Origin of the sequence: Bacillus cereus group sp. BfR-BA-01310, assembly GCF_022664325.1 — a bacterium.
Lineage (GTDB): Bacteria > Bacillota > Bacilli > Bacillales > Bacillaceae_G > Bacillus_A > Bacillus_A paramycoides.
Map to the genome: position 1 here is coordinate 1 of NZ_JAKUHD010000029.1, position 26,362 is coordinate 26,362.

Genomic DNA, 26,362 nt, shown 5'->3' on the forward strand with positions numbered 1-26,362 from the left:
AGTCTAAATAAAAATTGGAATTGCACCATAGATAACTTCTTATTATTAATAATATGCATTCAGGTTCTTGTCACTTTCATTTAAACAAACTTTCCCATGTCAATCAAACATTTTCTAGCATAATACTATTTCTAGGAGATTGCTTACAAGAAATTTGGAGTTTTTGTACAAAAACCTTACAATCTTTATATACAGTCGAATTCTCAAAACTGCTTAATATATATGTAACTGCAAAGTTTAATATATGGAATGCAGAAAGTAAAATAACTATGATTAATATAACTTTATCTTTCACCACATGAAATAAACTGTCTTTATAAGCCACGAATGTTCCTCCCTAAGTAATTGCTCCATTATGTAATTCTACTTATTCTATCTCAATTCGACTCTACAAATTTATTGAGATACTGACATCAACAAATAACTCGCTCTTTTTTCTATACTAGATTATCTATCGTTTCCCCTGCCCAAAATGTTCACATTTTTTTCATCTACCACTGCTTTCACTACATCTTTTTCAAAGATTACAAGATATCCAGAAGGCAATGTTAATACTTGAATCAGAGAAGGCTTCAATTTTAATAATTCATATGCATAGAACGCTTCGTACTCTTCTGTATCATCCTCATCATTAATAGGACCTATATACCAACCGGAGTCACCTTTTTCACAATCTTTTGTTCTTTCTAAGTAAATATCATCTAATTCCAATACATTTTTGGCAACAACAATTTTGTCACAAAAGCGCAGCAATTCCCCTTCAATTGTTAATGGTTTTAAAAAACTCACTTGTGTTAATAATATCCATAAAGAAATCGTCAAATCATCTGTCATATCTTCAAATGGATTCTTCGTATAATCATGTACGATAATATGAAATCCATCTTCCCTTTTATCAAGAAAATAAATCGAACAACCAACTTGTATAGAAAATCCATCTATTAAACAATCATTTTCTACTTCAGTTAAAAAATGAAATAACCCTTCTACCTGCACTTCGAAGATTTTTTCTGCCTGAGCAATGAAAGTTTTATCCCCTATCTTATTAATAAACTTTTCCACTTATTTTCTCCCTCTTTTCACAAGCACTTCTTTTTCATCCCAAATACTCACTCTATTAGAATAGGTACGACTTTATTTTTGAATATTTTGGATGACTATAAATAACTCCATTTCTCCTCACTTCTCACTAAAATTTTATCAATAAGTAAATGGTCTCCGTCTTCCCAAACCTTTTCTATTATACTTTTCATTTTTTCAATTCCGTTACTAGCATTACTATCACAAAAGATAAGAATATCTCTTGCTGGTATCGCAACCGCATACCCATTTGATATGAATTCTTTTAAGGAGTGATCCCATAAGTCATCTAAAACAATTAAGCTAGCTTCGAAGTTTCCGTCAAGAATTAAGGCAAAACATTCTTCCGTTAGCGTGTGAACCCGTAGTTCTTTTTCATCTGCTAACTTATAAAGATTATTTATCCCGATTTCTAATAACTGCTTCTCATCCAATCCTTCTCCTGATATATGCTTATTTTGAACATATTGAAAATAAGCGTTTTGATTATCTTCAACTAAAAAGGTAATCATTAAATCTTCATTAAAAAATGTATGGACAAGACTACTTTCTTCAAATAAAGTAAAACACTCTTCATCAAGATCCTCTTTTACAATTGGTTTTAAGTATGCAACTACTTCCTTACAAAACTGGATTGTCATATACATACACCCCTTTACTTTCTATAACAACACACACCAATTAACAGATATAAAATCAACAAACCACTACCAAATTCACCGAAAGCTTAATCGAGAAAGGAGTTCCTTTAAACTTGCACTCAGATGCCGATACTCTTCCGTTTCAAAATCTTCTATAACAATTTCTCCAGTACGATTGTTCATAAGAATTAGCATCCCACTACTTTCAAAGTAATGCTGCATGATTGCTTTCAAAGCTGATCACCTCCTCAAACGTAAATTTGAAATCAATTCTTGTATATTTTCTGAAATCGTTTCAAATGAACCTCTCTCAAAATCTTCTAATTTAACTTTCCCATTTTCATTGTCAATCACAACTAACATTCCATTACCTTCATTACCTATGGGGATATGTTTTAATCTCTCTTGGTGGTTCCCCTTATAGCCCTTTAACCGTTCTTTAAATGAATGCAATTCAATATTCGGCAATACCGCTTCTAATTCAATATAATAATTTTTATAAAAACCATTTAATTCAGCAAACCAATAGGAATTAAAGTACGTAATAACCGTTTGATGAAAGTGAATATCCATTTCTTGTTCTAAATGAATAAAGTCGTGTACAATCTTTTTTTCTACTGGTTTCCATAGAATATAGCCCTCCTCATCTATTTCCCCATCATAAAGAATAGGATTCACTTCTTCAATAACTGGTGTTTTTAATAGAAAATCTAAACCTTCGTGCGCCAATTTTATTCTTAACCTAAAGTATTGTTGCATTGTATTCTTAATAGACACGCATACTCCCCTTTACTTCACTTAATTTTCTCCCTACAAATCTATCATCAAAAATGGATTTATACCTCTTCAGTAAATGCCTATGTAAATATGCCCCTAAATTAGAAGTACTCCATTCTTATTCACCAGTATCCATATCAACTCCCATCATTTTTACAGTTTGTTATTTACAACAAATCGGATTTCCTGCACCATCTATTCCTATCACAACAAATTCCGCATCCTTTAACTTTAAAATAACCGCCTCACCAACTGCTCTAAATCCATTACATTAAAAGAAATCTTTTATAACTACCTGGAAGCTTTATTTATAAAGCGTCTTCAGCTTGTGCAACTTCCTCGACCATAATTACCAAATACTTTAGGTCATTTTTTATATTCCCTATAAATTGCTTTAACAAGCTCTACACTCATTTATCTCGAATTCACGGAGAATTTTTATACTACTCCTTCTTTACTAACGCCCAAATTCCATACTGATTATAAAACAATTCATCTTCTGAAAAATGTCTACACTCTGTATGTTGTAATATGAAATGAGGACTATTTGCATCTATACTGAATGTAGAATAATCCGTCAAACTAGGCTTTTCAATAAGATTATATAAACAAAAAATGTTCATTAATTCTTGAGCGTATTGTGGAGTTACTTGATCCTTAAAAGTAATTACATCCGGGAGCCCAAAGCAATGCATACCACATGTATAGTAAAAATCCTCTTCTTCAATCACTGTTACAAAAGCTTTGAATAATTGGACTGCATCATCTGTATGATACATATCATTCCAGCTTTCGATTGTATTTGCAGTACCTGAGGATTCAACTTTCACGCCCAGTCCTCCAGCTTTTACAAGTGCATTTGCAGCATCAACTAACTTCCTTACCTTTTCAAGGGAACCTCCGTCCCCAATTAAATACAAAGTTAAAGAATGTTTTCTAATAAGATCAAGGTCTTCCTCAGTAAATGAATTGTATCCAGCAATTTCAAAAGCTTCTGCTACCCGCTCATCACGTTCATATATATCAACTTCAAAAAAAATACTTGAATCCCCTAGTTTACCCATATAATTCCCAGCGAACATATATCCCTCACTTTTTCTTATAATCGCTTCAATAAGTTCACTTCTATTCTTCCATAAACCAGGTATACATAATACAACTTTTGAACTTTCCATCTCATTCTCCTCCTACCACAGCCTTATATAAAAACAAGTCAATTTTTTATCTATTTGTTTCAGTTATTCTTTATCTTTCTTATAATTTAATGCAATCTCTACTACTTCTTCAGGTGTTAATTCTATATCATTCCAAAATATTAAATTACTAGGTGCTGGATGCGGAACACCACTATTATTGAATTGATTCACATATTCGCTATGTTCTGTTTCTGGTAAATCCAGATTATAGATCTTTTGTACAAGTTCAATAAGTTCCTCTCTATTCATTTTACTTTTCATATCATTCAACCTTTCAAATTAATCAAATCAACCTACTATTCTTTCTATTCTGATTAAACTTTATATTACATTTTCGCACTATACTTCCATCTTATATTTATTTTTGTCTAATAAAAAAGCTTCAAGATGATTCATTGATTCAAACAATAAGTGATGGATTTTCCTAGAGCACTTTTTGGCAAAACAAGATTTTTCTGCTCATGAAGCCATACCGAAAAAAGGTCCAGAATGGGCCTGCTTTTTTTAGACGCTGCTCATATCGCTCGGTAGCGTTGACATGTTTGAGCTTCCTTTTAATCGAATAGAGTTGATTACAGAAGTGTAAACCTTTACTTGCCTTCACTTTTTTCCCCTTCTGTGAATCAGGTAAAGCTTTTAAGGCGTCATCAAACTTCCGTTTGGCATGCGCCCAACATCCCACAAGAGTAACACCCTGTACTTGATGATAACCACTATATCCATCTACTTGTAAATACCCTTGAAAACCAGTTAAAAAACGCTTCGGATGTTCCCCTGCTCTTGTGGGTTGATAGTCATAGAGAACAATAGGGATATCCTCTCGCCCCGTACGGTATAACCACAGATAGGACTTGGTTGTTGCGGCCCGACCAGGTTCACGTAAGACTTGGAAAGTTGTTTCATCCGCATGAAGGATAGATCGAGTAAGTAGATATTCGTGCATCCTTTCATACAATACCGCTAACCATCGATCAGCCCCATATAATAACCAATTTCCCATCGTTTGTCGTGATAAGAAGATCTCCATCCGTTCAAAATGCTTTTCCTGACGATAAAGAGGCAATCCTTCCACATATTTTTGTGTCATAATATACGCCATAATTGATGGGGAAGCGATACTTTTAGGAAAGGCAGGTGCCGGCATCTTTTCTGTTACAATCGGTGTGGATACCTCATCTAATTCACATTTATGACAAGCGTATACATATCGCTTATGTTCCGTCACCTTTACTTCCGCAGGAACAATCGTCAGTTCCTTACGGACTTCTACACTCATCTCATACAAAGCACCACCACAGCACGAACAAACCTGTTCCTCATTCGGTAAACGATATTCAACCGTTTCCACAGTGAGGTTTTGGACAGACTCATCCCTATGACCGTGTTTCTTTTTGTGACGATAGGTGATCGTTTCAACAGCTGGTTCGGGTGTTTCAGAATCACTTTCTTTCTCAGCCTCATTAAACAGTTCTAAAGCGAGTTGATTATTAGGTGTTTTTTCGCTAGACGTACCAAACCGTTTTTGTTGACTAAGACGAAACTGTTCTTCATACCATCTCACTTTTGCCGTGAGTTCCTCTACTTGAGCTTGAAGTGATTCAATTGTGGGTTGGTTTGAATGTGAAAGTGTTGTTTTCATAGGTAAATCCATTCGACAAAATCATACAAATTCCTTTTATATATATGGTTTTTATAGAATGGCTCTCGCGTGTATAGCTTGATGCCCTCGCTTTTGTTGAAATGTCAATCCATCAAGAAGTCATCTCAATTGTCGTCTTGATATGGTAAGTGGCACACTTGGATGCCCAGTTGGCCAATAAAACGTTCCCTTTTCCAATCTGCGATAGTGCAGCCAGAAACCATTATGCTCCCAAACAAGAATTTTTAGTTTATCGCGTGAGCGATTACAAAAAACAGATAAACAAGAAGAAAAGGGGTCTAACTCAAATTCTTCTTTTACAACAGCCGCTAGTCCATCAATTGATTTACGTAAATCTGTTGCCCCTTGTGCAAGATATACTTTTTCAATTGCGATTTCTGACATCATTGTTGTTTCACCTCCTGCATCACTTGTAGGAGTACTTGTGGAATAAAAGGTATATCCAATTCAATGGTTGTTTCTTGAATGCGAATTCGAATGGTGGCATGTATGTTTTCTTCTATGACAGGGACATTCATAGAAATCCAATTTACACGCTCATTTTTATTTTGATTTTCAGTTTCAGGCGATAATTTTTTCAGCCAGTAATATAGCCGATGAACCCGTAGGTTCTGTTTTTGACACCAGACACCTTTGGATAATCCACTGCTTTTATAGTCTTGAATATAAGTTTCCCATTCTTCAGATTCATAAATAAACTTTGGGATTCTAGACCATTTCGAAAATGGAGCTACATTTGAAATACCATATTCGTTTATAAGTTTTTTAAAAACATATAGATTTTCTCCTTTTTGGCTACAGAACCAACCTTTTCTATTTATCTCTAAATCAATAGTTCGAATAACTACTTCTTTTACACCAAGAGTATGTTCATATTGTCTTCGTCCAACATATAGGTTTTTTTACTATTTGTAACAAATCCAGCATGTTCAAGAATGCAAAGCCCTTTATCGCCTATAGAGTACATACTCATTTCATAGCCATGTCTTTTTTTAAGTAGTAATTATCTTTTTTGATTATTTTCAATTTACACATCTTATTAAGACGGTTTCTGAGGGCATTATAGTTCATTGGCTGATCATGATAGTAATTAAAGAAGGTATTTAGCTGCCTTACAGTCAACAACCTTTGTTCATATAAAAAAAATAATGTATATACATCACTTATACCTAAATATATTCCAGTATGATTTTTCCCTGTGATGTATTTGATTACCCAATCTTCTTTTTTCATAAAGCACCTCGCAATTTAAAGTGTAAACATTGAAATTTAGTAGGAGAGCGTAAAAGGCATTCAATATATTAAAAAAATATAATTGAAGTAAGGAAAATAAATATAAATTTATATATTGTTAGGAATTGAATCGTAATTTATGAAAACAAAATAGGCCGAAAACAACATGAATTTTGTATTGAGAGTTATGAAGCATTATACATACAAACATTCCAAATTTTAAGGGGTTTTCAGATATATTTAGTTGCGGTTTTTAAGTATTGTAATTTCACTCAAAAAAAAGAAGTGAGGATAGTTCAAAAACGTTGATATTAAAAGGTTTATTGAAACAGATGGTATGTGTGTTTAAGTTATGCACCCAAAAATAGACTTAAGCACACATGTCTAGATATGTGTGCTTAAGTCTATTTATATATGTTTGTGTGACGTTTACTTGAACAGTTGATTAGTTTATATTTTATTGAAGAATCGTCAAAGAGTTCGTTGGAATCTATTACAGAAAAAAATCTTATGTACGAAAAGTAAATTCAAAGTATATATACATTTGACGAGAAGAAGATATAGAGGAGTTAGCAAGGAGAAACAGTTAGATGTTTAACAATATAGCAAACAGGTACTAAAAATTAAATAGTACTATGCGTTATAGCAAGACTTGTAAAGAAGAGGATCTATGAAGAGAAATAAATCAGATGCCGAAGAAAAAATGTATTGATTACGAAATTTAATATTTATGTATTAGTCACCAATATTGGTGACCAATCGCTAAGCGTTGATACGCAAGGCCTTAGCTATATTAGCTACTAATTTATCGTCGTTTTTCTGTTAAATACATACCGAAGATGAAGAAATTTCATGAAAATATTGTACATTAAACATATTAGACACCAATATTGGTGACTAATATTGGTGACTAATGCTAAACGCTTATAAATAAAGGTTTTTTTTAAGTTGACATTAATAATTAAATGAGAGGATCTCATGAAAAAACAATAGGAATTTAACCTATTAGTCACCTATATTGGTGACTAATAATGGTCACTACTACAAAACCTTTGAAGGGAGGAGGTGTGAAATAGGTGGATGAAGCAATGCATAGAAGATTTGAGGGAGTTAACTTCTCTGGAACGCTTGGATTTACTTCTATAAATGAAAATGCAATGGAAACGGTTCTGGTGCAAATACTTCAGGACAATTGCAAGTAAATTCTAAATCTTGGACATACTGATACTATTGTAGCTTTAAAATAAAGTTTGATTAAAAATATCGTGTTAACCCGTATTCTACGGTAAATAAAAAGAATCCATTTTGCAAAAAGATTGAACAGCTTCCTGTCAAGTAGACAGTGGAAATAATAAAAATACTTTAAGCGGCCTGATGATCTCGCTTTTTACGAAGTTGAATATCCAATGTGTGCCTTTCTATATCAATCGCACGATAGGGGTACATCCATCCCACCCCCAGTATATTAAAACTTTAATGCATCAGGGGGCAGGCACCAAAAGTACAAGTGAATCCATTACTTCAATAAACTTCCTAATAAAAAAAGCAATCCATTAGATCACTCTTCAAAAAAACTCATAAGAAACTAAGTAAAAATCGGCCAAGATTCTGGTCAAGAAATTTCATTTTTCTACGCTACAGAATTTACATAAGAAAATATAGAATCCCCTATACACCTTGATACGACTAACTTTTTTCTCGATATTCCCGAAACGTAAAATATATGTTTCTTATCTTGACAGCGTGGAGGTCTTAAGTTCGAGCCTTTCCGAAATGGGGAAGTTATAATTTAAATCACAAACAAAATAAAAGTATATATCTATTAGATGAGACTAATAAATATATACTTTTATTGTTTTTCTTCAAAAAAAACAACTGCCTATTTAGAATAAAGTCATGATTACTTTTAAATTTTATTTTCAGGTTACACACTTTTTAGATTCACGAACGATATTTCCATACACCCCCTTTATTAGAAGTATTCCAAACAATATGTCCCATCCCATAATTGTATAAACAGATATTCTTTCAAACACTGCTGGATATCTAAGGGTGTTGAATTTACACAAACACGCACTAATGATTCCTATTACTCCTAAACTCACACTTAAATGAGAAAAATTTCTGCAATACTTACATTTGCTTAATGCTAGTCCTGTATATAGCAGAGCAAAATTCCCTGCACATATAGCCATTACAGCACCTATAAAATGATATTTTAATCCCCAATAATCATAACCTGGAAAAATTGCAACCATTATAATTCCAATACAATGGACTATAGATAATCCCAAGATAACCGTTCTATCTCTTACAGAGAATAGATTCATGATTATACAAAAACCCCATAAAAATAAGATACCATGTGCAAAAAAGCCAAAATTCATCACATAATACAACGGCGAGTTTACAATCCGATCATCAAAAACTGCATACATCGGTACACCTAAATCACTAATAAAATTAAAATAATACTTATAACGAGGTGTAGACCAAGCTATCGCTGAAATTGCTTCATAAATTAAATATATAAAGCTTGCCAGAATATATGTCCCCCCACCTACTTGCCGGTTTTTAGCACCAAAACTTATCACAAGTTACACTCCCATACTTCTTTTTTAATACTAAAATCCATATCCAATAACAAACTACTACTCTATCTACCACTTATCCTACGATTCTAACTTTTAAAGAATTTAAGATACTTCACATCTTTATATTCAAAACACCTTCCCTCTGACTTTTTATGAGCGATACTAAAAAATTCTTTTGTTGTTTCAAAGCAACCTAATTCAAAGGCAACTTTTAAAGAAAGGTTATGACTAAAAGATATCACGCAAAAAACTACCACGCTTAAGCTATAGAACTAGAAAATGATGACATAAATCTAAATGTTATTGTTTAAATTCAAATTTTATAATTTCCATTTATGAAAATGAGCCCATAGCAAAAACAACCTAAAAATAGGCATATGAACAAGCTGCATCATCTAGTGATAGGTCATATTTTATTGGTGTACGTATTGAACTTAGTTTATAGCGCTATTTCTACTTAGATTTAGCGAACAGAAATATAGGAAAGCATCGATGGGGTTTTAGTTTATAAACGGGGGTCATGAAAATGAATAATTTTCAACAAGAACTACAAGCGTTAAGCCTTAATGATTATCAGTCTGGAAATGTTGTATATTGGGACCAGCAAAACCAATATCCATTTTACTATATTGAAGATGATGCTCGTCGCTGTGGCGGTGGTGGATTCCGTTGCGGTGGTGGATTCCGTTGTGGTGGTGGATTTCGTTGTGGTGGATTCCGTTGTGGTGGATTCCGTTGTTTTGGTTGCTTCGGTTGTTTTGGTTTTGGTTGTGGTGGTTGTGGTGGTTGTGGTGGTTGCGGTGGTTGCGGTGGTTGCTCTAATTGTTTTGATGGCACTACAACAATGGATGGTTTTAATGGTACTACAACAATGTTTTGACGGTTTTAATGGTGCTACCTGGTGGGTCATTTAAATTCGTGACATAAATAAAGATATTTTTGAAAGAAAAGTGTATATACAAGTATGAACTGTAGAGACACTTTTCTTTCATTTTGTGAATTTAACAAATAAAAGGGCATCTTCTATTTTCGTCGAAATTAATATTTGATCTAGCATTTCATATAGAGGTGAATGGTACATTGGATACATATCAAAAATTAGTTTCATGGTAGGTTATAAGTAAAAAAGAGGTAGTATTTTGGCTACCCCCTTAATGTTCTCACATATATTTCGATTGTCCGTAATCTCCTTCTCGAACAGTAGAACCACATAAATCACTATTACTCGCAAACTCCCTCCTGTAGTCTTGATTACTGTTTGTTCTTTCTACTGTCATATAATGACTTCCCTACCATTATAAGAAATATAATAAATATAGTTATATAAGGGTTATCGAAAACTAAGAAATATAATCCAACTGCAAACAAAAATATTAGAATTAAATATACCAGTTCCTCCCCCCCTCTCTAGTCTGTAAACCCTTCAATTAACCACATGATTAACTTTATTATGAAAATGACCAAAATCATGAAGAAATAGTTTACATACGGACATAACACGAAAAACTACTCTCGTTCCCTCATTCCCCTATCATAACAGTCTTTATCTCATACCACGTCTTTATTGTTACAAGCTAGATATGATACAAAGTGTCCCAAAAAGAAGTTTGAACCTAATAATGTATACAATGAGCCTAGCATTTAATTGACATCCTTTCTTTTAACTGCCCCTATTATTAAATAGTAGCAAAATCAATACCGAATCCGTTCAGCATAGTTACTATGTCTAGGATTATAAACAATATACTTACAAATAGTACTACAGTTTTAATCAAACTTTTTATACAGCTACACTTCTTTTTTAGAAAGAATTCTAAAAGCAGCCCATAAATCAATTTTTACGAATTAAACATAGGTCCAAAAATAGAATCAAAATCACTAAAATAGGAATCGTTGTTCCAATAACATATATTAATAAACCTCCGAATCAAAATATTGGGAGATACTTTACGTTTACGTCCTTTTTATGCATTATAGTATGGTTTATTCTATTTTGCATAGGCCAAAAAGCAAGGAGAGAAAGTAATGAATCCCTTTTTACATGGCACAATTTTTGCATAATAAAAGAAAAAATGATTTAAGGGAAGTTTCCTTAAATGTGAAAAATTATGCTTAAAAGGGGGAAATGCAAAATGAAATATCCACTCACACCCGACGTAAAACCAGAATTTTGTACGACAGGTACATTTATGAGGTTACCTTCTAGTAATGATCAAGCAAAAATTGCTATTTTAGGAATGCCATTTGATACAGCTGCGTCATTTCGCGTTGGTGCGCGTTTTGCCCCGCAAGCAATTCGTCAAGCATCTATGACGTTGTTTCCCTATCATCCAATTCACCATGTATACCCGTTTGATGACACAAATGCAATTGATATTGGGGATGTTTCTGTTATCCCACATAATATTCATCGTAGCTATGATTTAATTGAAGAAGCTGTTTTTGGATTAATGCAGCAAGGAATCATTCCAATAGGACTTGGCGGAGATCATTCTATTACATTAGCAAGTCTTCGTGCAGCAGCTAAAGTTCATGGCCCTGTCGCGATGATTCATTTTGATTCTCACACAGATACGTGGGATACGTATTATGAAGAAAAATATTGGCATGGTTCGCCATTTATACGTGCACATGAGGAAAGATTATTACAACCAGATAAGGTATTTCAAATTGGAATCCGAGGAACGTTGAATCATCCTGGTGATATAGAAGCTAGTAGTGATTTAGGTTATAACGTCATTACAACAGCAGAATTATGCAATCGTGGTTTTGAAAGCATTCTCCAGCAAATGCGAGAAACAATTGGTGATACACCATGTTTCTTAACATTTGATATTGATTTTGTAGATCCATCTTGTGCGCCTGGTACAGGTACGCTAGAGGTAGGGGGATTTAATAGTCGAGAGACGCTGGACATGGTGCGAGCATTAAGCGGTTTTAATTATATTGGTTTCGACTTAGTAGAAGTATTACCGCCATATGATCAAGCGCAAATCACGTCCCTTTTAGCTGCCACACTTGTGCATGATTTTGCGAGTTTGATTGCGTTGCAGTTGAAACATGAACAGAATAAGTAAGCAGAAAATTTATATCGAAATATAATAAAGGTCTATGAAACTATTTTTCATAGACCTTTAAACACTTATTTATTATTTTTTTGCCATTTTTCTTTAATAAAGTCTTCACGACCAGATTCTTTGCGCTCTTGAGCATATTTCACCGGGTTCTTTTTTTGAACTACCCCCACTTTCACCTCGTTTAGAAGTGGGGGATTCCTAAGTAAAGAGTTCTATCGAACTTTAATTTATTAGGCTAACCCCGCAGTCCTTGCGGTTAGAAGCCTTATTGCTTCATTCTTTAGATTGATACTTGCGTTAATATCCCTATCATGATGTGTATGACAAGAAGGGCAATCCCATTTACGTAGGTTTAGATTTTTAACGTCTTTGTTTTGATATCCACAACAAGAACATAATTGGCTTGAAGCAAATGTTTTCGATACGACAATGACTTGTTTGCCATACCACTTTGCTTTATATTCCAACATAGTTCGAAACTGTGACCATGATACCTCACTAATCGCTTTTGCTAACTTATGATTCTTTAACATATTCGATACTTGCAAATCCTCTATACCAATAACATCGTGGTTTTTGATGATTTCAGTTGAGATTTTGTCCAAGTAATCTTTTCTAGCATTTGCTATGTATTCATGAATTCTAGCTACTTTTACTCGTTGTTTATTCCAGCGGGAAGATCCTTTCATTCTTCTAGAAAGAACACGCTGTGCTTTTGCCAATTTCTCTTCTAACGATCGAAAAAACTTCGGATTTTCATAGGGTGTTCCATCTGACAAAATGGCGAAATCTCTTAGTCCTACATCAATTCCAATGTAAGATTGTGTTTTCGGAAATTCTTGCACTTCTGTTTCCACTAACAATGACACAAAGTATCTACCAGAAGGGTTCCGTCTAACCGTAGCATTTAAAATACGTCCATTTACTTCACGACTTTTGGCAAATCGAACAAGACCTAGTTTCGGCAATTTAATTTTGTTTCCCACAACGGCAATGTTTTCATTTGTTTGTTTTGTGGTGTAAGATTGTACGGTGTTTTTCTTAGATTTGAAACGCGGGGGTCTGTTTTGTTTTTTGAAAAAACGTGTATAAGCATCCGAAAGGTTGCGAACAGACGACTGAATAGCAATACTATCCACTTCTTTTAGCCAAACAAACTCTTTCTTCATGGCAGGAAGTTTGGCAGAGCATGTACTATATGTCAAACCTTTTCCTGTTTCTTTGTATGCGTTATCCCATAGAGATAGGAAATGATTGAATACAAAACGAGAACAACCAATCGTTTTATTGATTAGAGTTGCTTGTGCTTTGTTTGGATATATACGAAATTTATATGCTTTATTGATAATCATTCATTTCACCTCCATTTCGATATATGTCTATTATACACCAAACATACATTCGATAGATAGTGAAGTGATCATAGCAAATTGTCCAGTAACACTTTATATATGTCGAACAATTAAGATGAATTCATGCCATCCCTTGTTCGAAGCCAATTCATCTCCCACCTACTCACTGAGCTGTGACCCTTCACGTTCCTTGAGGAAGGAGTCTTCTTGGCTAAAACGATAAAAATGTTGATGATATTCTTCTGCTTCAAAGAAAGGAGCTGCTTGACGAATTTTCGTTACAATTGGATTTTTAAACATAAGCTTTCTGCTAGAGCTTGCTTTGATTTTTTAGCTGGCCCTTTTTGCATTTCATGGTGTTAAAATAATTCCTGCGCTATAAATTCTCTTAATAAGAATTAACGATTGTATCTCTATTACTCAAAATTTCATAATACTACTGAACAATTTGAACTATTTCATACGTGTTATTTTCATACGGTAGAACAAAATCAAGTGAAATAGCTAAAATTATCTTTTTCATATATATTTTCTATCACTACCATTGATATCCTATGTAAATAAATAATTTGGATATCTATTCAATGTAATCATTATAGTTACATTTTTATTTAGGTATCAAGGATAGATTGTATGCAATTTTACATGTGTGTCATTTTAACTATAGATTGCCTTCACGATGTAATGTAGCTGCTGCTCATCCCTTCCCCCATTCGCTCTATATAAAAATATTCTAATTCTAGATTGACATCCTATCTAAATTTCATGTTTTTTGTAATGGTGCGCACTTTGATAAACATACAAAAGTTCCCTGCTTTATAACAGGGAACTTTTTTGCATATTATTTACTTACAAGCCTAAAATTCCTACAATCTGACGAGCTTTAGCATTATTAATATAATAATGCATCTCTAATCCTCTTCTTTCTGCACGGAGTACGATTCCTCTCAATTTTGATAAATGCTGTGAAACAGTGGACTGCGGGAGTCTTAATATTTCCGTTAACTGTGTAACATTACACATTTTATGGTGCATTAATTCATTTACAATTTGTAATCGAACCGGATGTGCCATTACCTTTAATACATCTACATCCTCTTCGCGGATTTCAGCTAGATCTCTATCAGATACTAATGTTATCATTTCGCATTCTCCTTTATTATTAATTTCTATTTTCCTATTATCCTTATAAGTAGTACTTATAGATGATTACCATTTGTCCTGTTGAGAAAATATATACTCTTTTTAAAACAAAAAGGACACCTATCCTGAAAACAGTTTTTTTACTGCTTCAATGAATTGATGCCCTCTAATTTTTAGCCAGACTATATTTGATTTTGAAAGGATTATTTTATAGTCTATTATATGACTTTGAATGACACTTAACATGCTTTGCTAAGCAAAAGTAATTCTTCTGTCCCTTGTTTAAAGACGAATTAAAATTCTACTTTTGCTTTCTCGTATTGCAAAATCTATAAGAAGCATCTCTTCATCTCACCTTCTACAAAATAGAATTTATATTTCTCAACACAAAGCGAATGGAATTCAAATCCCAATAATGGTAATATAATGGTACCTTCAGTTATCAACTGTCATTCCTTTTTGAAAGGCTCTGTCTTTAATGACAGAGTCTTTTAAATTTCTCCAACTAAAAATAGCCTTTCTATTTGGTTTTCTTGTTAACCCAAATAGTATGTATACCACTTTTAACCTACTAATTCCCTGTTACATTCCTTCATTTAGAGATTGAGGGACTTCTCGTTCACATCATAAATTATGCAACATTGCATTTGATAACTGTTTTCAGTGTAACTATAATGATTACAGGATTACTATTAATCCAAATATTCTATGTGGAGGTTTTATTATGTTTAAAAAAATCATTGTGTCTTCTATGGCACTTACTATGTTTGGTGGAGCTGCAACTATGCTAGAGACACCTACTGCTCAAGCAGCTTCTTATAACTCAACATCTTCTTACTTTGATGTTACTCCTGAAGAAGCCGCTGCTTTCTATCAATCTCAAGACTATAAAAAATTAAAAGCATTTATGGATGACTTTGAAGCTAGAAATCCTTATACTCCTGGTGGAGGCTACGCTCAAGGTAGTGTACGTATGCAAAGATTCAACGATGCTCTTAGAGATACTAAATTAACAAATGTCTACCAAGAATTTATTAGAATCTCGTACTACAATCATTATCCAGAACCAAAATAATAGAAATGTATAAAGTATCTCTTATTGATTTAGCTTTGCCCAATTATCTTATCGCCTAATTTTAAATGTATAATCCAAAAATAATTATTAGAAACCACTCATTAAGGGTGGTTTTTCTATTTCCCCGTGAAATTTAGCTTATGGATGCTAATTTATCTCCATTTAAAACATTAAATGAATCAACTACTCTACTGTTGGAGTACATCTAAAAAGTTAACTGCCATCAAATGAGCAACGTTAGCCATTTAGTTGATTTAAACACTTTACCTATACACGATAAAACAGGAGTGTGAATAATACTTTCACACCCCTTCCCTATCTTTTGGTTCAAACACATATTTTCTCTTAGTGAATTTTATATTGCCCTGATAACTGTTCTTGCGCCATACGCACTAAGCGTTTTGTAATTTCCCCACCTACTGAACCATTTGCTCGTGCTGTTGAATCCGGTCCAAGTGTAACACCAAACTCCTGAGCAATTTCATACTTCATTTGCTCAATAGCACTTGCTGCAGCTGCTACCAAAATTTCATTTGAATTATTATTTTCGCGAATTTGCATTTCTTACACACCTCCATTGATTTTGGTAATATCATGCTCTATTTCCAATAAAATATGCAAAAAAATTATTCTTTTAGTTGTATAACTCATTTATCTACGCTTCTATCGGCCGTATATCAAATACAATGAGTTTTTATAGGTAATCAAGAGACACTTTAAATACACTGTTACATTATCAAAGAGATAATTACCTCAATCAGAAATGCAACCCGAACGCTCACGTTTTACATTTTTTTAAGTAATCCCATAATTTACGTAATATAAATAATAATTAATAAAAAGACTCATTCTAATTAGAATGAGTCCCCTTATGTATAGTTGTGCCTTCTTTGATACATATACAGTTTCTTCTATCCAATATCAAGAAAGTTTTTTCAAATGGATTAATCCTACACCTAATTTATTCTATTAGCTTTTAAACTCTCCAATTAATTCTTGCAACTCTTGTGATAACCAACTTAAAGAAGTTGCTAGTTCTGCAATATCTTGTACATACATTTCTTGCTCTTTCATACTTGCCTCAACATTACTACTGCTATTCGCGTATGTATTTGCAATGTGTGATAATTCATTTACAACACGAACAAACCTGCTCCTCATTAGGCTAACGATATTCAACCATTTCAATCGGAGGGTTTTGGACAGACTCATCCATATGACCGCGTTTTTTCTTACGACAATAAGTGATCGTTTCAATAGCTGGTTCGGAAGCCTCAGAATTACTTTCTTTCTCAACTTCATTATTCTGTTCTTTTGCCTAAAATTCTAATATCCCCATAACTTCTTTCGTAAATAGTTTAAAATCGGTTAAATGTTTTTCAATAATTTGACGAACAATATCTAAATTTACACTTTGATAATCATGAACAGCAATATTACAAAATCCAACCATCGCCTTTAACTTATTTGCTAGCTCTGAGCAAAGTAAACCTGCTGTAACCAATAAATCAAAAGCCTCTCGACTAGATTGAGGTAGTCCTAACTTTTTTCCAGCAACAATATGCATCGCTAAATCAATACTCGCTTCACAAGCTCTTTGTATGTTCAATATTATTGAATCTTGCTTTGTATAATCCTCTAAATTTTCAAGGGCATTTCCATACACATCTTGGATTCTTTTTATACAACGCTCTATTGTGGAAATTTTATTTAAAATAACCTCATTCTTCATATATAGAACCTCTTTTCTTTATATCATCGAATACTATCTGGCGTTCCTCATTCAATTTTGAATACATTTTTAAAGTTTTCATTTCAAAAATAATCTTCCGTTCTTCATCAGAACAAAACATTGTCTTTCCTGTATGTATAATCTGAGCTTGAAAAACTGCAATAAAAAAGCTCTTAACTTTTGTATATCTACATTTTTTTCATAAACCTATTGAGCACCTCATGTGGCGGAAGATATTTTTTTGCTGTATAGTCTGCGCGATACGATCAATGCGTTCCTGCAATCCAATTTTGTTATCCTTTACTTTGTTCAGTTCATGTATTTTATTGGTACGATGTGACATGATAATCTTCATGAACTCCAATACTTCATCTTCAATTATTTCTTTCTCATAATAAGATTTAATCTCTTCGCTTAATTCTTTGATTTGTTGATTTAATTTTACGATTTTCTCATCTAATTTTTTATTTGTATCTTTTAAATTTTTCATTTCTTTCTTTAACCTTTTTTCTATTTCTGATTCCACATGCTCTTTTTTCTGTTGCGTTACCTGTTCGAGTATATATGGAAGATACTCACTTTGAAATCTTTCATGAATTGTTTTAGTTTGCAACTTGAAATCACCCATTAAATTACATAAGAACAAAGCATAACAATTCGATACCACTTTTTGCATTAAGCAAAAAAATGAGTATTAAAGAAACAATGTAAGTCTCATCCTAAATATCTATTTCTAGGCAAAAATGTTTGTATAGACCCACCCACTTATAATTTGATAAGGTATGAAAGGATTTTAAATCCTCTAAAATGTAGTTTGTTTTTCTAAAGAATATCCTGACGAAGAGATAGATAATTTAACAAGAATATCCAACCGAATAAACTAGTTTCATTTTAGAATTAAAAAACAAGGAGAAGAGGAATATGAATGAAAGTCAGAAATCTTCTTTATTTGCAGCCTGGATTAGTGTTATAAGTAATGTGCTTTTAACTCTCATTAAAATAACAGTTGGAATCTTTTCCAAAAGTCAGGTGTTATTAGCTGATGGTATTCATAACGCTGCTGATGTTGTAGCATCTGTAGTATCTTTAGGATCAATGAAAATCTCAAATCAACCTGCCGATGAAGACCATCCGTATGGTCACGGAAAAGCTGAAGTCGTTTCTTCAGGATTTGTAGCTATTATTTTAATTTTTGCAGCTTTATTTATGACCTATGAATCAATAAAAGCATTGTTTCATCCAGCAACTGAGCCCCATATGATTGCTTTTATAGCGGCTATTATTTCTTTAATTTGGAAACAAATTTTATATGTATATACAATACGAATCGGTCGACAAGCAAACAGTAAAGGGCTTATCGCAACTGCTTATGATCATCTCGCTGATGTCTATGCTTCCATTGCAGCTGTAATCGGAATTGGAATTGCTTTACTAAACAATCTCTATCCAATCCCATTTGCAGCTTATGGCGACCCATTAGCTGGAATCATCGTTTCTTTTTTTGTATTAAAGCTTGCATTTGGTATGGGAAAAGAAGCTATATATATATTAATGGAAGGTGGTCTTCCTAATGAAAAATGTAGTGAATATAAGAAAATGATTCTTGCACATCCATATGTAAAAAGAATTGATAGAATCCGCGCGCGCAACCATGGGCACTATATTTTAATCGATGTTAGGATTAGTGTCCCAGCCTATTTAAGTATCCAACAAGGACACGATATCTGTAGAGAGATAAAAACAGCGATTATGAAACAGGATTCGGAAGTATATGAGGTACTCATTCACTTAAATCCTTGGTATGAAGAAAAATAAGTTCATAAAAGTTTTGAATTATAAAGCCAAGCAATTATGAGACGATTGCTTGGCTTTTGGCATTATCTTAGTATTGGAGGCATATTAATTTATATAATCCGTCTTTCAGTATAAGAAATATATGGGGAAAGATAAGTAAATCTTTTTCTGGAATTTATGAATATAAAATACAATAGAACAATTTTTTAGAACATTGCATTAATAAAACAAAAAAGCATCTTATTCGATAAGATGCTTTTTTGTTTTATTATTTTAATTTTCCTACTTCAGTTAACACAGTATCTAAATCTTCCGCTGCTTTATTTAAAGTTTGTACATCAAGCGGTTCAACCTTTGCACCTGCTTCGATTGTATGAAGCGGTGTTTCTAATTTTTCATATAAATCAGCATTCTTTTCTTTTACTGTATCTTCAAACGTTTGCCATGTTTTCTCTAATTGTTCTGCATCGTCTTTTACTTTAGCAGCATCTTTTGCCTGTAATTGAGCTTTCAAATCACTCACAGTTTGTTTCATACTAGTTGCTCCATCAGCAATAGAGACTGCTTTTTTCTCAGATGCCTGCTCCGTAGTTTTCGTGCTTTCAGCTTTCTTTTCTCCTTGCGTTCCGCAAGCACCCAATGCTAGAGATGTTGCTACTATAACTGGAAAAATTAATTTACGAGATTTCATATCGTTGCCTCCTATTGTGCCTGTTTTTTTTGTTGTTGTGGTTCTAATTTTGTATCTTTTTTCTTATTCCATACTGCAAGTATTACTGCAACCACAAGAAGAATGACTTGTGGAATCGTACTTTCCCATGATGGATAAATCGCGAAAAAGTCTATAGTCGGAATTGAAAGGTGCGTAGCTGGCAATAATCCAGCAAGTTGCAAGCCATGAATACCCATTCCTGTGAATTTAAAGCACAAGTAAAACATGAGAATACTTGAAACTAAGAAAAATGGACGCATCGGAATTTTCAAGCCTACCTTTAAAATTAAATACGATAGGATGATGAGTATAAAAGCTCCAAGCGCAATGCCGATTAGCAGACTTGATATTTTAATGGAAGATGCCATACCAATGAAAAACAATACGGTTTCTGTTCCTTCACGAAATACCGCAAGGAATGACAGAATCGCTAATGACCAGAGACTTCCTGTATCCAATGCTTTTGTACTTTGGCTACGAATATACCGCTGCCACTCCGCGATACTAGATTTACTATGAAGCCAATAACTCATGTACATCAGCATTACTGCAGCGAATACTCCCGTCCATCCAGCAATGAGAAAGTTATTACTTCCAAATGCCCCTGCGGAGAAAAGCATATTTACAATAACACCGAGAATGATACTAACGCCAAGCCCTGTTCCAACACCAATCCAAATCCATTTGCTTTTTTCTTCATGTCCAGCCTTTTTCAAGAATCCGAGCAACGCTACAACAACCAATAGCCCTTCCAATCCTTCTCGCAATAGAATAGTAGTTGCATCTAACATGCTGTAGCTCGTTTTCTCAACAAGCGGCGCTAAGTAATTCCGCATGTCTTCGATTGTTTGTTTAGCCCCTGCTATATCAGGAGAATCGGAAGAAAGCATAGCATACGAAGTAACCATATCACGCTCAGCATCTCCATATATTTTGGAGGACTGTGTCAACACTACGCCTTCTACATCCAACCATGAAGAGCGGAATGTCTCAATATCCTTTTTCGCTCCTTTAATATCATGTTTATCGATTTTGGAAAGCGAATCATCTAAAAGAACAATCAAGCTGGCCACATCCGCTTTTTTTGTATTTCCCTCGTCTTTTTGAGTAGATGTAGCAGAGAACTTACCGGCAATAAATTTATCATCTACGTCCTTTAATTTTTGAAGTGCTGTCTCTACTTTTTCTTTATTTGCTGGTTGTTGAGCAAACGCAAATTGCACCTGCCCCATCGCATCTTCAATATCGCGATACGCTTGTGAAGATTGTTTTTTAATTCCATCTTCAATTGAAAGCCACGTGGACCTAAAGGCTTCATATTGTTTGGAAGCTCCATTTATATCCCCTTCTTGTACAAACTGAAGTGCTTGTATAACGGATTTATTTGCTTTCCCTAAATCTTCTGCCGCTGTTGCAGCAAATCCACGGAATGGAAAACTTATGAAACCTAATAACATAATTAGTAAAAAAGTACGTACTTTCCACCTCATGCTAACCCCTCATTTCTATATATCAACAATTTCCATTAAATGAAATATAATCAATATTGAAAATCATTATCATTGAAATCGCTAACAAAAGTATAGGTCTTTACATTTTAGATGTCAATAAACAATTTTCACTTGTAAGAATTTACCGTAAATTGATACAGAATCTCCTCATTGACAACGTATATGTAATTTTATCTCCTTCAAAATAAGCATTTATAATATCCATTTTCTTTCCACGTCAATTACAGCTATGCAAAGCCAAAGAATATATAACTACTTGTACAGTTAATTCTAATCCTAACAAAAATAAGAAGGGATATGTACATTCCCTTCTTATAATGGACTTTCAAAAGTATATGTAATATCCACCGTCCTATCTTGATGAATACTAATTTTTTGAATTAATGTCTGAAATACATGGATTAAATCTTGCTCTTGGTGTTGCAACTGCTCAAAATCTTGTTTTATTGTTTTAATATCCATTTGAACAGCATCACTATTTTGTAAAATAAGCAATTCATGATTCGCCTTCGTTATTTCTGTTTCAAGTGAAATTTGATTTAACTCTTTGTTATGTGCCAATTGTTTTACGATATTTCCAACTGCACTGTTGTCACCTACATATGAATTCTTATATTGAAACAAATCTGTTTTTGAATCAGCATTTAGACTACATCCACTCAATAATATCATTAGCGATAACAATGAAATAAAAGAAATGGTAATCCTCTTTACTGCTTCCTCACCTTTCATCTGATATTTTTATCTAATTTTATCATATTCAATAAAATCCCTTCTAATAATTTCTTGTTTTGGGATTTTCAAAGCAATCAATTTACAGATAATTTAGAGGGACGTAAGCTATCATATGTATCTGTTATTTCAAATACAAATGATGTTAATAGAAGTTCTTTAACTTCTATCCTTTTCAGTACTTGCATATATGTAATATAAAACATATAAGGGAGGTTGAAAAAATGGTAATTTCAAGACAAGATTCCTGGACTAACGATGACGATTTATTTCTCGCATCAATAGTACTTCAGAATATTCGTAACGGTGGAACACAGTTAGCTGCATTCAAAGAAGTAGCAAAGCAATTAGCTAGGACACCTGCAGCTTGCGGATTTCGTTGGAATTCATACGTTCGAAAACAATACGAAGAAGAAATACAACAAGCAAAACAAAATCAAAAAGTTGGAAACAATATTTCCTCCTCCCAACCAGAAAAAGAAACAAACTCTTTGTCTATGACATTAGACGACATTATTCTCTTTCTACAAAATTATAAAGGAATGAATGAATTAACAAATTTACAAAATCAAATTGAATATTTAGAAGCAGAGAATCAATCCCTTCTACAACGTTTAACTATGTATGAAGAAGAGTATCATATGTTACTTAACCATATCGATAAGACAAGAAATTTAATTGTAGTCGATTAAACAGAATAACCATATCATTTTTTTAATTCCAGGACCTTAGCTCGCCAAAATTACTACTTATAAAGGTATTTCAGCCTCTTATAATTGATAATAAATAAAATACACATACATAATGTATGTGTATTTTTAATTTGACTTATTTTAAAAGAAGTCTTTAGTCTACGTTACATCTTCTCTAATATTTCTTGTCTTTCACACCATTTTGTCAACTTTTCTAATGCTTTTTTAGACAGACGTTTTGTTTTATAATTACAAAATCTAGACAACGTAGATGGTGAAATACTAATTTCATCTGCTATTTCACGAATGCTTACTTTTTTTTCATTATGCACTTTCAGTATTTGGTCACGGATCTTCTTCTCTATTTGTTCGACTGATTCTACAGTCTTCCTTACCTCTTCAACAACTGTTACTTCAGGTAATTGTTCTTGTGGTTCCTCAATACTCTTCTTTCCGATTACCCTATCCATTGATTGTAGCATTTCCTCAGGTGGTAAAATAGTTATTCCTAAGTTAGCGTAATAATTTTTAAACCAGTTACGTTTCCCAATTTGTTGTTCATCAAGCGGATTACTATACTCCCAATGAGAGATTACTTTCTCATTTTCTAAATCCATTAGAACATTTTCTAACTGTTCCCTAATACGATTCGGCTTCCAATCTTTTGGAATGTCCATTACTGATAGTAACCCCTTGTCCCCTCCTATAGAATAAGGCTTTTTCAATGATGAATACATTTGTCTAATTCTCCATTGCCACGTTAAATATCGAATTAACCTTTTATGATATTTATGTCTATAACTATTGTATTCAAGTGCTTTTTTAGACAATAAAGCCGTTGTATTATTTGATCCATATAAGTAATTAGTTAAAAAGCTGCCGGGCTTAATACGACAAGATTCAATACCCATATATTCATTTGTAACACTATGTCTCCACAACACAACCGAATCTAATACAAATAACCTTTTAATAACCTCACGCTTTAATTCTAATCGTTCTCCTTCATCATCCCGATCATTTAATACTACTACCTCGTTATCATCATTTAAATAGATAAAAATACTCGCTAAAGCAGCAATTCTCTTTGCTATTTTAATTTTATCTTCAGCTCGATAATATTCTTTATTTTTGACGATTGTCTTTGGAATGTTGCACATCTCTAAAACTTGCTCATAAGAAAAATCAATGAACTCATCAGGAGATTTTGCTTCGTTTATCCACTGTATTGTAATTGCATCTAAACAATCTGCCGTTAAATCATCCATATTACTCATTACATCATCAACAAGGGTATTCCATCGAGCCGCTTCTTCAGTGTTTGTAAGTCTTAAATCTTCATCTTTGTGTGAAGAAAGTTGCGCAACACCATTAGAAGACTTCGTTTCAATGGGATATTGTAAAACTTTACTATTTTCATCTTCTTCAAATTGATTCTTTGCAATTCCATCTCTTAGTTTATAATAAACAGCAGAGTTATTTACCTCGTAATAATCCTCATAGTTCACTATATTTGTCTTATCTATATTTTGATCATTTTCTAATATTATGGAATTTGACGGTGCTACATTCTGAAATTCTTTTTCTATAAATCCTTCAATTTCCGTATATATTTCTTCCTTATAAGAATCAATTTTTGCATAAATTTGTAATAATGTAATTCCGGACTCTTGCTTTTTCTCTAACCACGATACCAATGCAGTAAATGAGGGGGAAGCATAAGATGAAGTTAATACTTTATTATTATTTTTTTCAACATCATTAAAGTATGCATTCCATTTTGTCCATAAAGGCTCATTTGATTTATAAATTGGCTCAGAGATCAATAAGGCATCTCGGAACATTTGTAATAAGTTATCCACTTCATACTCCTCCCTAAACCATGGATCCCAACAAATTAGTTTTGCTAATAAAAATCTGTTCTACAATTATATTTAATCTATTGTAACAGATAATCAAAAGTTTTGCGGTTTCTTCTTTTTAATTCAATACTTGCAATACGTTTGCTCTTTCTTTTCCCATTCTCCTTTACTTTGCATTCCTTTTGCGCTTTCCTCTCCTTAATTCTATAACTTGCAACATGTCTACTCTTTCTTTTCCCTATTCCTCTTTATCGTCAGGAAAAGCATTTTGTACGGATGGGAATCTTGCTATCACGACAAACGATGGGAAATTGGTTATTATATGGGGCTGATCGATGGTTAGCGATTCTGTATGAAAGGATGCATGAATATCTACTTACTCGAACCATCCTTCATGCGGATGAAACAACCTTCCAAGTCTTACGTGAACCTGGTTGGGCCGCAACAACCAAGTCCTATCTGTGGTTATACCGTACGGGGCGAGAGGATATCCCTATTGTTCTCTATGACTATCAGCCCACAAGAACAGGGGAACATCCGAAGCGTTTTTTAACTGGTTTTCAAGGGTATTTACAAGTAGATGGATATAGCGGTTATCATTAAGTACCTGATGTCACTCTTGTGGGATGTTGGGCGCATGCCAGACGGAAGTTTGATGAAGCCTTAAAAGCTTTACCTGATTCACAGAAGGGGGAAAAAAGTGAAGACAAGTGAAGGCTTACACTTCTGTAATCAACTCTATTCGATTGAAAGGAAACGCAAACATGTCAACCCTACCGAGTGATATGAGCAGCGTCAAAAAAAGCAGGCCCATTCTGGACCTTTTTTCGGCATGGCTTCATGAACAGAAAGATCTTGTTTTGCCAAAAAGCGCTCTAGGAAAAGCCATCACTTATTGTTTGAATCAATGGAATCATCATGAAGCCTTTTTATTAGACGGCCATTTAGAAATCGATAACAGCAGAAGTGAACGTTCTATTAAACCGTTTGTAATTGGGAGAAAAAACTGGATGTTCTCAAATACACCGCGAAGTGCTAGAGGAAGTGCCATCATGTATAGTGTGGTTGAAACCGCAAAAGAGAACAATTTAAGTCCCTATCATTATCTTCTTTATTTGTTTGAAACACTTCCTAATATCGATTTAAACAATAAAGAAGAAATTGATAAAGTCTTGCCGTGGTCAACGGATTTACCTCCTAGATGCAGAGTTACTTTACGTTTACCTTATGTTAATGAGAAAGGGTGACGTGCTTTTAACTTCAAAAATAGTCTAAATCCTTATGTTGACGGATGTGTGGCGGTACCCCTAATAGAAAGTGTCGTCAAAATGTAAAATATTTTTCGTTATTCAAGCAAATGCTACCTTGTAAACATCATACAAACAAGGTATGTGGTATCCTTGTCATTTTTTTAGATGTATACAGGTTCTTTAGACAACTATACAATATTGTAAAAAGTTACCACGCGTAATTATGAAAGTGTCATCAATTTACTTTCA

Annotated in this window: 26 protein-coding genes and 7 pseudogenes; 7 read left to right on the top strand and 26 right to left on the bottom strand. The window is 33.4% G+C overall.

What is annotated here, in order from left to right:
- Positions 1–103 precede the first annotated feature (103 nt).
- The 11 genes and pseudogenes from MR109_RS26395 to MR109_RS26440 all read right to left on the bottom strand — a co-directional run bounded on the left by MR109_RS26395 (position 104) and on the right by MR109_RS26440 (position 6,587).
- Positions 104–325 (bottom strand): hypothetical protein, encoded by a 222-nt coding sequence (locus MR109_RS26395; RefSeq protein WP_071721342.1) that lies wholly within the window; start codon positions 323–325, stop codon positions 104–106.
- 122 nt (positions 326–447) lie between these two features.
- Positions 448–1,062, bottom strand: coding sequence for an immunity protein Imm33 domain-containing protein (locus tag MR109_RS26400; RefSeq protein ID WP_242274454.1), 615 nt, complete (start codon positions 1,060–1,062; stop codon positions 448–450).
- Positions 1,063–1,157: 95 nt separating this feature from the next.
- On the bottom strand, positions 1,158–1,721 hold the full coding sequence (locus MR109_RS26405; RefSeq protein WP_098474922.1) for a DUF1444 domain-containing protein: 564 nt from the start codon (positions 1,719–1,721) through the stop codon (positions 1,158–1,160).
- A gap of 75 nt (positions 1,722–1,796) precedes the next feature.
- A complete protein-coding gene (locus tag MR109_RS26410; RefSeq protein WP_142331811.1) occupies positions 1,797–1,955 on the bottom strand; it encodes a SecY-interacting protein Syd in 159 nt (52 codons plus the stop codon).
- 6 nt (positions 1,956–1,961) lie between these two features.
- Complete coding sequence (locus MR109_RS26415; protein WP_098474921.1) at positions 1,962–2,498, bottom strand: SecY-interacting protein Syd; 537 nt, start codon at positions 2,496–2,498, stop codon at positions 1,962–1,964.
- 443 nt (positions 2,499–2,941) lie between these two features.
- Complete coding sequence (locus MR109_RS26420; RefSeq protein WP_242274455.1) at positions 2,942–3,673, bottom strand: DUF4261 domain-containing protein; 732 nt, start codon at positions 3,671–3,673, stop codon at positions 2,942–2,944.
- Positions 3,674–3,736: 63 nt separating this feature from the next.
- Positions 3,737–3,955, bottom strand: coding sequence for a bacteriocin immunity protein (locus tag MR109_RS26425; RefSeq protein ID WP_071721334.1), 219 nt, complete (start codon positions 3,953–3,955; stop codon positions 3,737–3,739).
- A gap of 134 nt (positions 3,956–4,089) precedes the next feature.
- A pseudogene (gene tnpC, locus MR109_RS26430) lies at positions 4,090–5,345 on the bottom strand (IS66 family transposase); the annotation flags it as partial.
- A gap of 108 nt (positions 5,346–5,453) precedes the next feature.
- Complete coding sequence (gene tnpB, locus MR109_RS26435) at positions 5,454–5,741, bottom strand: IS66 family insertion sequence element accessory protein TnpB (RefSeq protein WP_242274456.1); 288 nt, start codon at positions 5,739–5,741, stop codon at positions 5,454–5,456.
- Positions 5,738–6,196, bottom strand: coding sequence for an IS66 family insertion sequence element accessory protein TnpA (gene tnpA, locus MR109_RS30585; protein ID WP_472926449.1), 459 nt, complete (start codon positions 6,194–6,196; stop codon positions 5,738–5,740). The genes tnpB (MR109_RS26435) and tnpA overlap by 4 nt, the downstream gene beginning before the upstream one ends.
- A gap of 127 nt (positions 6,197–6,323) precedes the next feature.
- Complete coding sequence (locus MR109_RS26440; protein ID WP_242274457.1) at positions 6,324–6,587, bottom strand: hypothetical protein; 264 nt, start codon at positions 6,585–6,587, stop codon at positions 6,324–6,326.
- Positions 6,588–7,663: 1,076 nt separating this feature from the next.
- On the opposite strand from MR109_RS26440, the gene MR109_RS30140 reads away from it, so the two are divergent.
- Positions 7,664–7,789: a hypothetical protein gene (locus MR109_RS30140; protein ID WP_277931112.1), complete on the top strand. Its 126-nt coding sequence runs from the start codon at positions 7,664–7,666 to the stop codon at positions 7,787–7,789.
- A 163-nt stretch (positions 7,790–7,952) separates the two neighbouring features.
- Here MR109_RS30140 and MR109_RS26445 read toward each other — a convergent pair.
- Positions 7,953–8,036, bottom strand: a pseudogene (locus MR109_RS26445) (IS6 family transposase); the annotation flags it as partial.
- A gap of 470 nt (positions 8,037–8,506) precedes the next feature.
- Positions 8,507–9,181, bottom strand: a complete 675-nt coding sequence (locus MR109_RS26450; protein ID WP_242274458.1) for a DUF998 domain-containing protein — start codon at positions 9,179–9,181, stop codon at positions 8,507–8,509.
- A 520-nt stretch (positions 9,182–9,701) separates the two neighbouring features.
- Here MR109_RS26450 and MR109_RS26455 point away from each other — a divergent pair.
- Positions 9,702–10,061, top strand: a complete 360-nt coding sequence (locus MR109_RS26455) for a heterocycloanthracin/sonorensin family bacteriocin (protein ID WP_242274459.1) — start codon at positions 9,702–9,704, stop codon at positions 10,059–10,061.
- Positions 10,062–11,313: 1,252 nt separating this feature from the next.
- Positions 11,314–12,258 (top strand): agmatinase, encoded by a 945-nt coding sequence (speB, locus tag MR109_RS26460; protein WP_242274460.1) that lies wholly within the window; start codon positions 11,314–11,316, stop codon positions 12,256–12,258.
- Between the two features lie 65 nt (positions 12,259–12,323).
- Here the strand turns inward: speB and MR109_RS26465 are convergent.
- From MR109_RS26465 to MR109_RS26480, 4 genes and pseudogenes are all read right to left on the bottom strand, one after another.
- Positions 12,324–12,413: pseudogene (locus MR109_RS26465) on the bottom strand (peptide-methionine (S)-S-oxide reductase MsrA); the annotation flags it as partial.
- A 75-nt stretch (positions 12,414–12,488) separates the two neighbouring features.
- Positions 12,489–13,610, bottom strand: a complete 1,122-nt coding sequence (gene tnpB, locus MR109_RS26470) for an IS200/IS605 family element RNA-guided endonuclease TnpB (protein ID WP_242274461.1) — start codon at positions 13,608–13,610, stop codon at positions 12,489–12,491.
- A 159-nt stretch (positions 13,611–13,769) separates the two neighbouring features.
- Positions 13,770–13,969, bottom strand: a pseudogene (locus tag MR109_RS26475) (peptide-methionine (S)-S-oxide reductase); the annotation flags it as partial.
- A 490-nt stretch (positions 13,970–14,459) separates the two neighbouring features.
- Positions 14,460–14,753 (bottom strand): ArsR/SmtB family transcription factor, encoded by a 294-nt coding sequence (locus MR109_RS26480; RefSeq protein ID WP_002175022.1) that lies wholly within the window; start codon positions 14,751–14,753, stop codon positions 14,460–14,462.
- Positions 14,754–15,477: 724 nt separating this feature from the next.
- On the opposite strand from MR109_RS26480, the gene MR109_RS26485 reads away from it, so the two are divergent.
- Entirely contained in the window at positions 15,478–15,828 is a 351-nt protein-coding gene (locus MR109_RS26485; protein WP_242274462.1) for a hypothetical protein, read from the top strand.
- Between the two features lie 345 nt (positions 15,829–16,173).
- Here MR109_RS26485 and MR109_RS26490 read toward each other — a convergent pair whose 3' ends face one another.
- The 5 genes and pseudogenes from MR109_RS26490 to MR109_RS26510 all read right to left on the bottom strand — a co-directional run bounded on the left by MR109_RS26490 (position 16,174) and on the right by MR109_RS26510 (position 18,173).
- A complete protein-coding gene (locus MR109_RS26490; RefSeq protein ID WP_001167050.1) occupies positions 16,174–16,389 on the bottom strand; it encodes an alpha/beta-type small acid-soluble spore protein in 216 nt (71 codons plus the stop codon).
- 408 nt (positions 16,390–16,797) lie between these two features.
- A pseudogene (locus MR109_RS26495) lies at positions 16,798–16,974 on the bottom strand (methyl-accepting chemotaxis protein); the annotation flags it as partial.
- Positions 16,975–17,146: 172 nt separating this feature from the next.
- Positions 17,147–17,560, bottom strand: a complete 414-nt coding sequence (gene hepT / locus MR109_RS26500; RefSeq protein WP_242274463.1) for a type VII toxin-antitoxin system HepT family RNase toxin — start codon at positions 17,558–17,560, stop codon at positions 17,147–17,149.
- Positions 17,550–17,717: pseudogene (locus MR109_RS26505) on the bottom strand (type VII toxin-antitoxin system MntA family adenylyltransferase antitoxin); the annotation flags it as partial. The gene hepT and the pseudogene MR109_RS26505, both read right to left, overlap by 11 nt.
- Before the next feature lie 42 nt (positions 17,718–17,759).
- The gene (locus MR109_RS26510; protein ID WP_242274464.1) at positions 17,760–18,173 is read right to left on the bottom strand and encodes a hypothetical protein; all 414 of its coding nucleotides are present in this window, start codon (positions 18,171–18,173) and stop codon (positions 17,760–17,762) included.
- 308 nt (positions 18,174–18,481) lie between these two features.
- On the opposite strand from MR109_RS26510, the gene MR109_RS26515 reads away from it, so the two are divergent.
- Positions 18,482–19,375 (top strand): cation diffusion facilitator family transporter, encoded by an 894-nt coding sequence (locus MR109_RS26515; RefSeq protein ID WP_242274465.1) that lies wholly within the window; start codon positions 18,482–18,484, stop codon positions 19,373–19,375.
- A 247-nt stretch (positions 19,376–19,622) separates the two neighbouring features.
- Here the strand turns inward: MR109_RS26515 and MR109_RS26520 are convergent, their stop codons facing one another.
- The 3 genes from MR109_RS26520 to MR109_RS26530 form a co-directional block, all read right to left on the bottom strand.
- Entirely contained in the window at positions 19,623–20,045 is a 423-nt protein-coding gene (locus tag MR109_RS26520; protein WP_242274466.1) for a hypothetical protein, read from the bottom strand.
- An 11-nt stretch (positions 20,046–20,056) separates the two neighbouring features.
- The gene (locus tag MR109_RS26525) at positions 20,057–21,556 is read right to left on the bottom strand and encodes an FTR1 family iron permease (RefSeq protein WP_242274467.1); all 1,500 of its coding nucleotides are present in this window, start codon (positions 21,554–21,556) and stop codon (positions 20,057–20,059) included.
- 333 nt (positions 21,557–21,889) lie between these two features.
- Complete coding sequence (locus MR109_RS26530) at positions 21,890–22,309, bottom strand: DUF4825 domain-containing protein (RefSeq protein WP_242274468.1); 420 nt, start codon at positions 22,307–22,309, stop codon at positions 21,890–21,892.
- Positions 22,310–22,533: 224 nt separating this feature from the next.
- Between MR109_RS26530 and MR109_RS26535 the strand changes: the two genes are divergently transcribed.
- Positions 22,534–23,001, top strand: a complete 468-nt coding sequence (locus MR109_RS26535; protein ID WP_178939275.1) for an RsfA family transcriptional regulator — start codon at positions 22,534–22,536, stop codon at positions 22,999–23,001.
- A gap of 164 nt (positions 23,002–23,165) precedes the next feature.
- Here the strand turns inward: MR109_RS26535 and MR109_RS26540 are convergent, their stop codons facing one another.
- The gene (locus tag MR109_RS26540; protein ID WP_242274469.1) at positions 23,166–24,863 is read right to left on the bottom strand and encodes a helix-turn-helix domain-containing protein; all 1,698 of its coding nucleotides are present in this window, start codon (positions 24,861–24,863) and stop codon (positions 23,166–23,168) included.
- A 240-nt stretch (positions 24,864–25,103) separates the two neighbouring features.
- On the opposite strand from MR109_RS26540, the pseudogene tnpC (MR109_RS26545) reads away from it, so the two are divergent.
- A pseudogene (gene tnpC, locus MR109_RS26545) lies at positions 25,104–26,110 on the top strand (IS66 family transposase); the annotation flags it as partial.
- Positions 26,111–26,362 lie beyond the last annotated feature (252 nt).

Excerpts from the sequence above, each read along its gene's own strand:
- hepT (WP_242274463.1), bottom strand. The coding sequence starts at position 17,560 with ATGAAGAATGAGGTTATTTTAAATAAAATTTCCACAATAGAGCGTTGT.
- MR109_RS26440 (WP_242274457.1), bottom strand. The coding sequence starts at position 6,587 with ATGAAAAAAGAAGATTGGGTAATCAAATACATCACAGGGAAAAATCAT.
- MR109_RS26535 (WP_178939275.1), top strand. The coding sequence starts at position 22,534 with ATGGTAATTTCAAGACAAGATTCCTGGACTAACGATGACGATTTATTT.
- MR109_RS26405 (WP_098474922.1), bottom strand. The coding sequence starts at position 1,721 with ATGACAATCCAGTTTTGTAAGGAAGTAGTTGCATACTTAAAACCAATT.
- MR109_RS26425 (WP_071721334.1), bottom strand. The coding sequence starts at position 3,955 with ATGAAAAGTAAAATGAATAGAGAGGAACTTATTGAACTTGTACAAAAG.
- MR109_RS26525 (WP_242274467.1), bottom strand. The coding sequence starts at position 21,556 with ATGAGGTGGAAAGTACGTACTTTTTTACTAATTATGTTATTAGGTTTC.
- MR109_RS26515 (WP_242274465.1), top strand. The coding sequence starts at position 18,482 with ATGAATGAAAGTCAGAAATCTTCTTTATTTGCAGCCTGGATTAGTGTT.
- MR109_RS26530 (WP_242274468.1), bottom strand. The coding sequence starts at position 22,309 with ATGAAAGGTGAGGAAGCAGTAAAGAGGATTACCATTTCTTTTATTTCA.
- tnpB (WP_242274456.1), bottom strand. The coding sequence starts at position 5,741 with ATGATGTCAGAAATCGCAATTGAAAAAGTATATCTTGCACAAGGGGCA.
- MR109_RS26455 (WP_242274459.1), top strand. The coding sequence starts at position 9,702 with ATGAAAATGAATAATTTTCAACAAGAACTACAAGCGTTAAGCCTTAAT.
- MR109_RS26420 (WP_242274455.1), bottom strand. The coding sequence starts at position 3,673 with ATGGAAAGTTCAAAAGTTGTATTATGTATACCTGGTTTATGGAAGAAT.
- MR109_RS26520 (WP_242274466.1), bottom strand. The coding sequence starts at position 20,045 with ATGAAATCTCGTAAATTAATTTTTCCAGTTATAGTAGCAACATCTCTA.
- MR109_RS26480 (WP_002175022.1), bottom strand. The coding sequence starts at position 14,753 with ATGATAACATTAGTATCTGATAGAGATCTAGCTGAAATCCGCGAAGAG.
- tnpB (WP_242274461.1), bottom strand. The coding sequence starts at position 13,610 with ATGATTATCAATAAAGCATATAAATTTCGTATATATCCAAACAAAGCA.
- speB (WP_242274460.1), top strand. The coding sequence starts at position 11,314 with ATGAAATATCCACTCACACCCGACGTAAAACCAGAATTTTGTACGACA.
- MR109_RS26490 (WP_001167050.1), bottom strand. The coding sequence starts at position 16,389 with ATGCAAATTCGCGAAAATAATAATTCAAATGAAATTTTGGTAGCAGCT.
- MR109_RS26485 (WP_242274462.1), top strand. The coding sequence starts at position 15,478 with ATGTTTAAAAAAATCATTGTGTCTTCTATGGCACTTACTATGTTTGGT.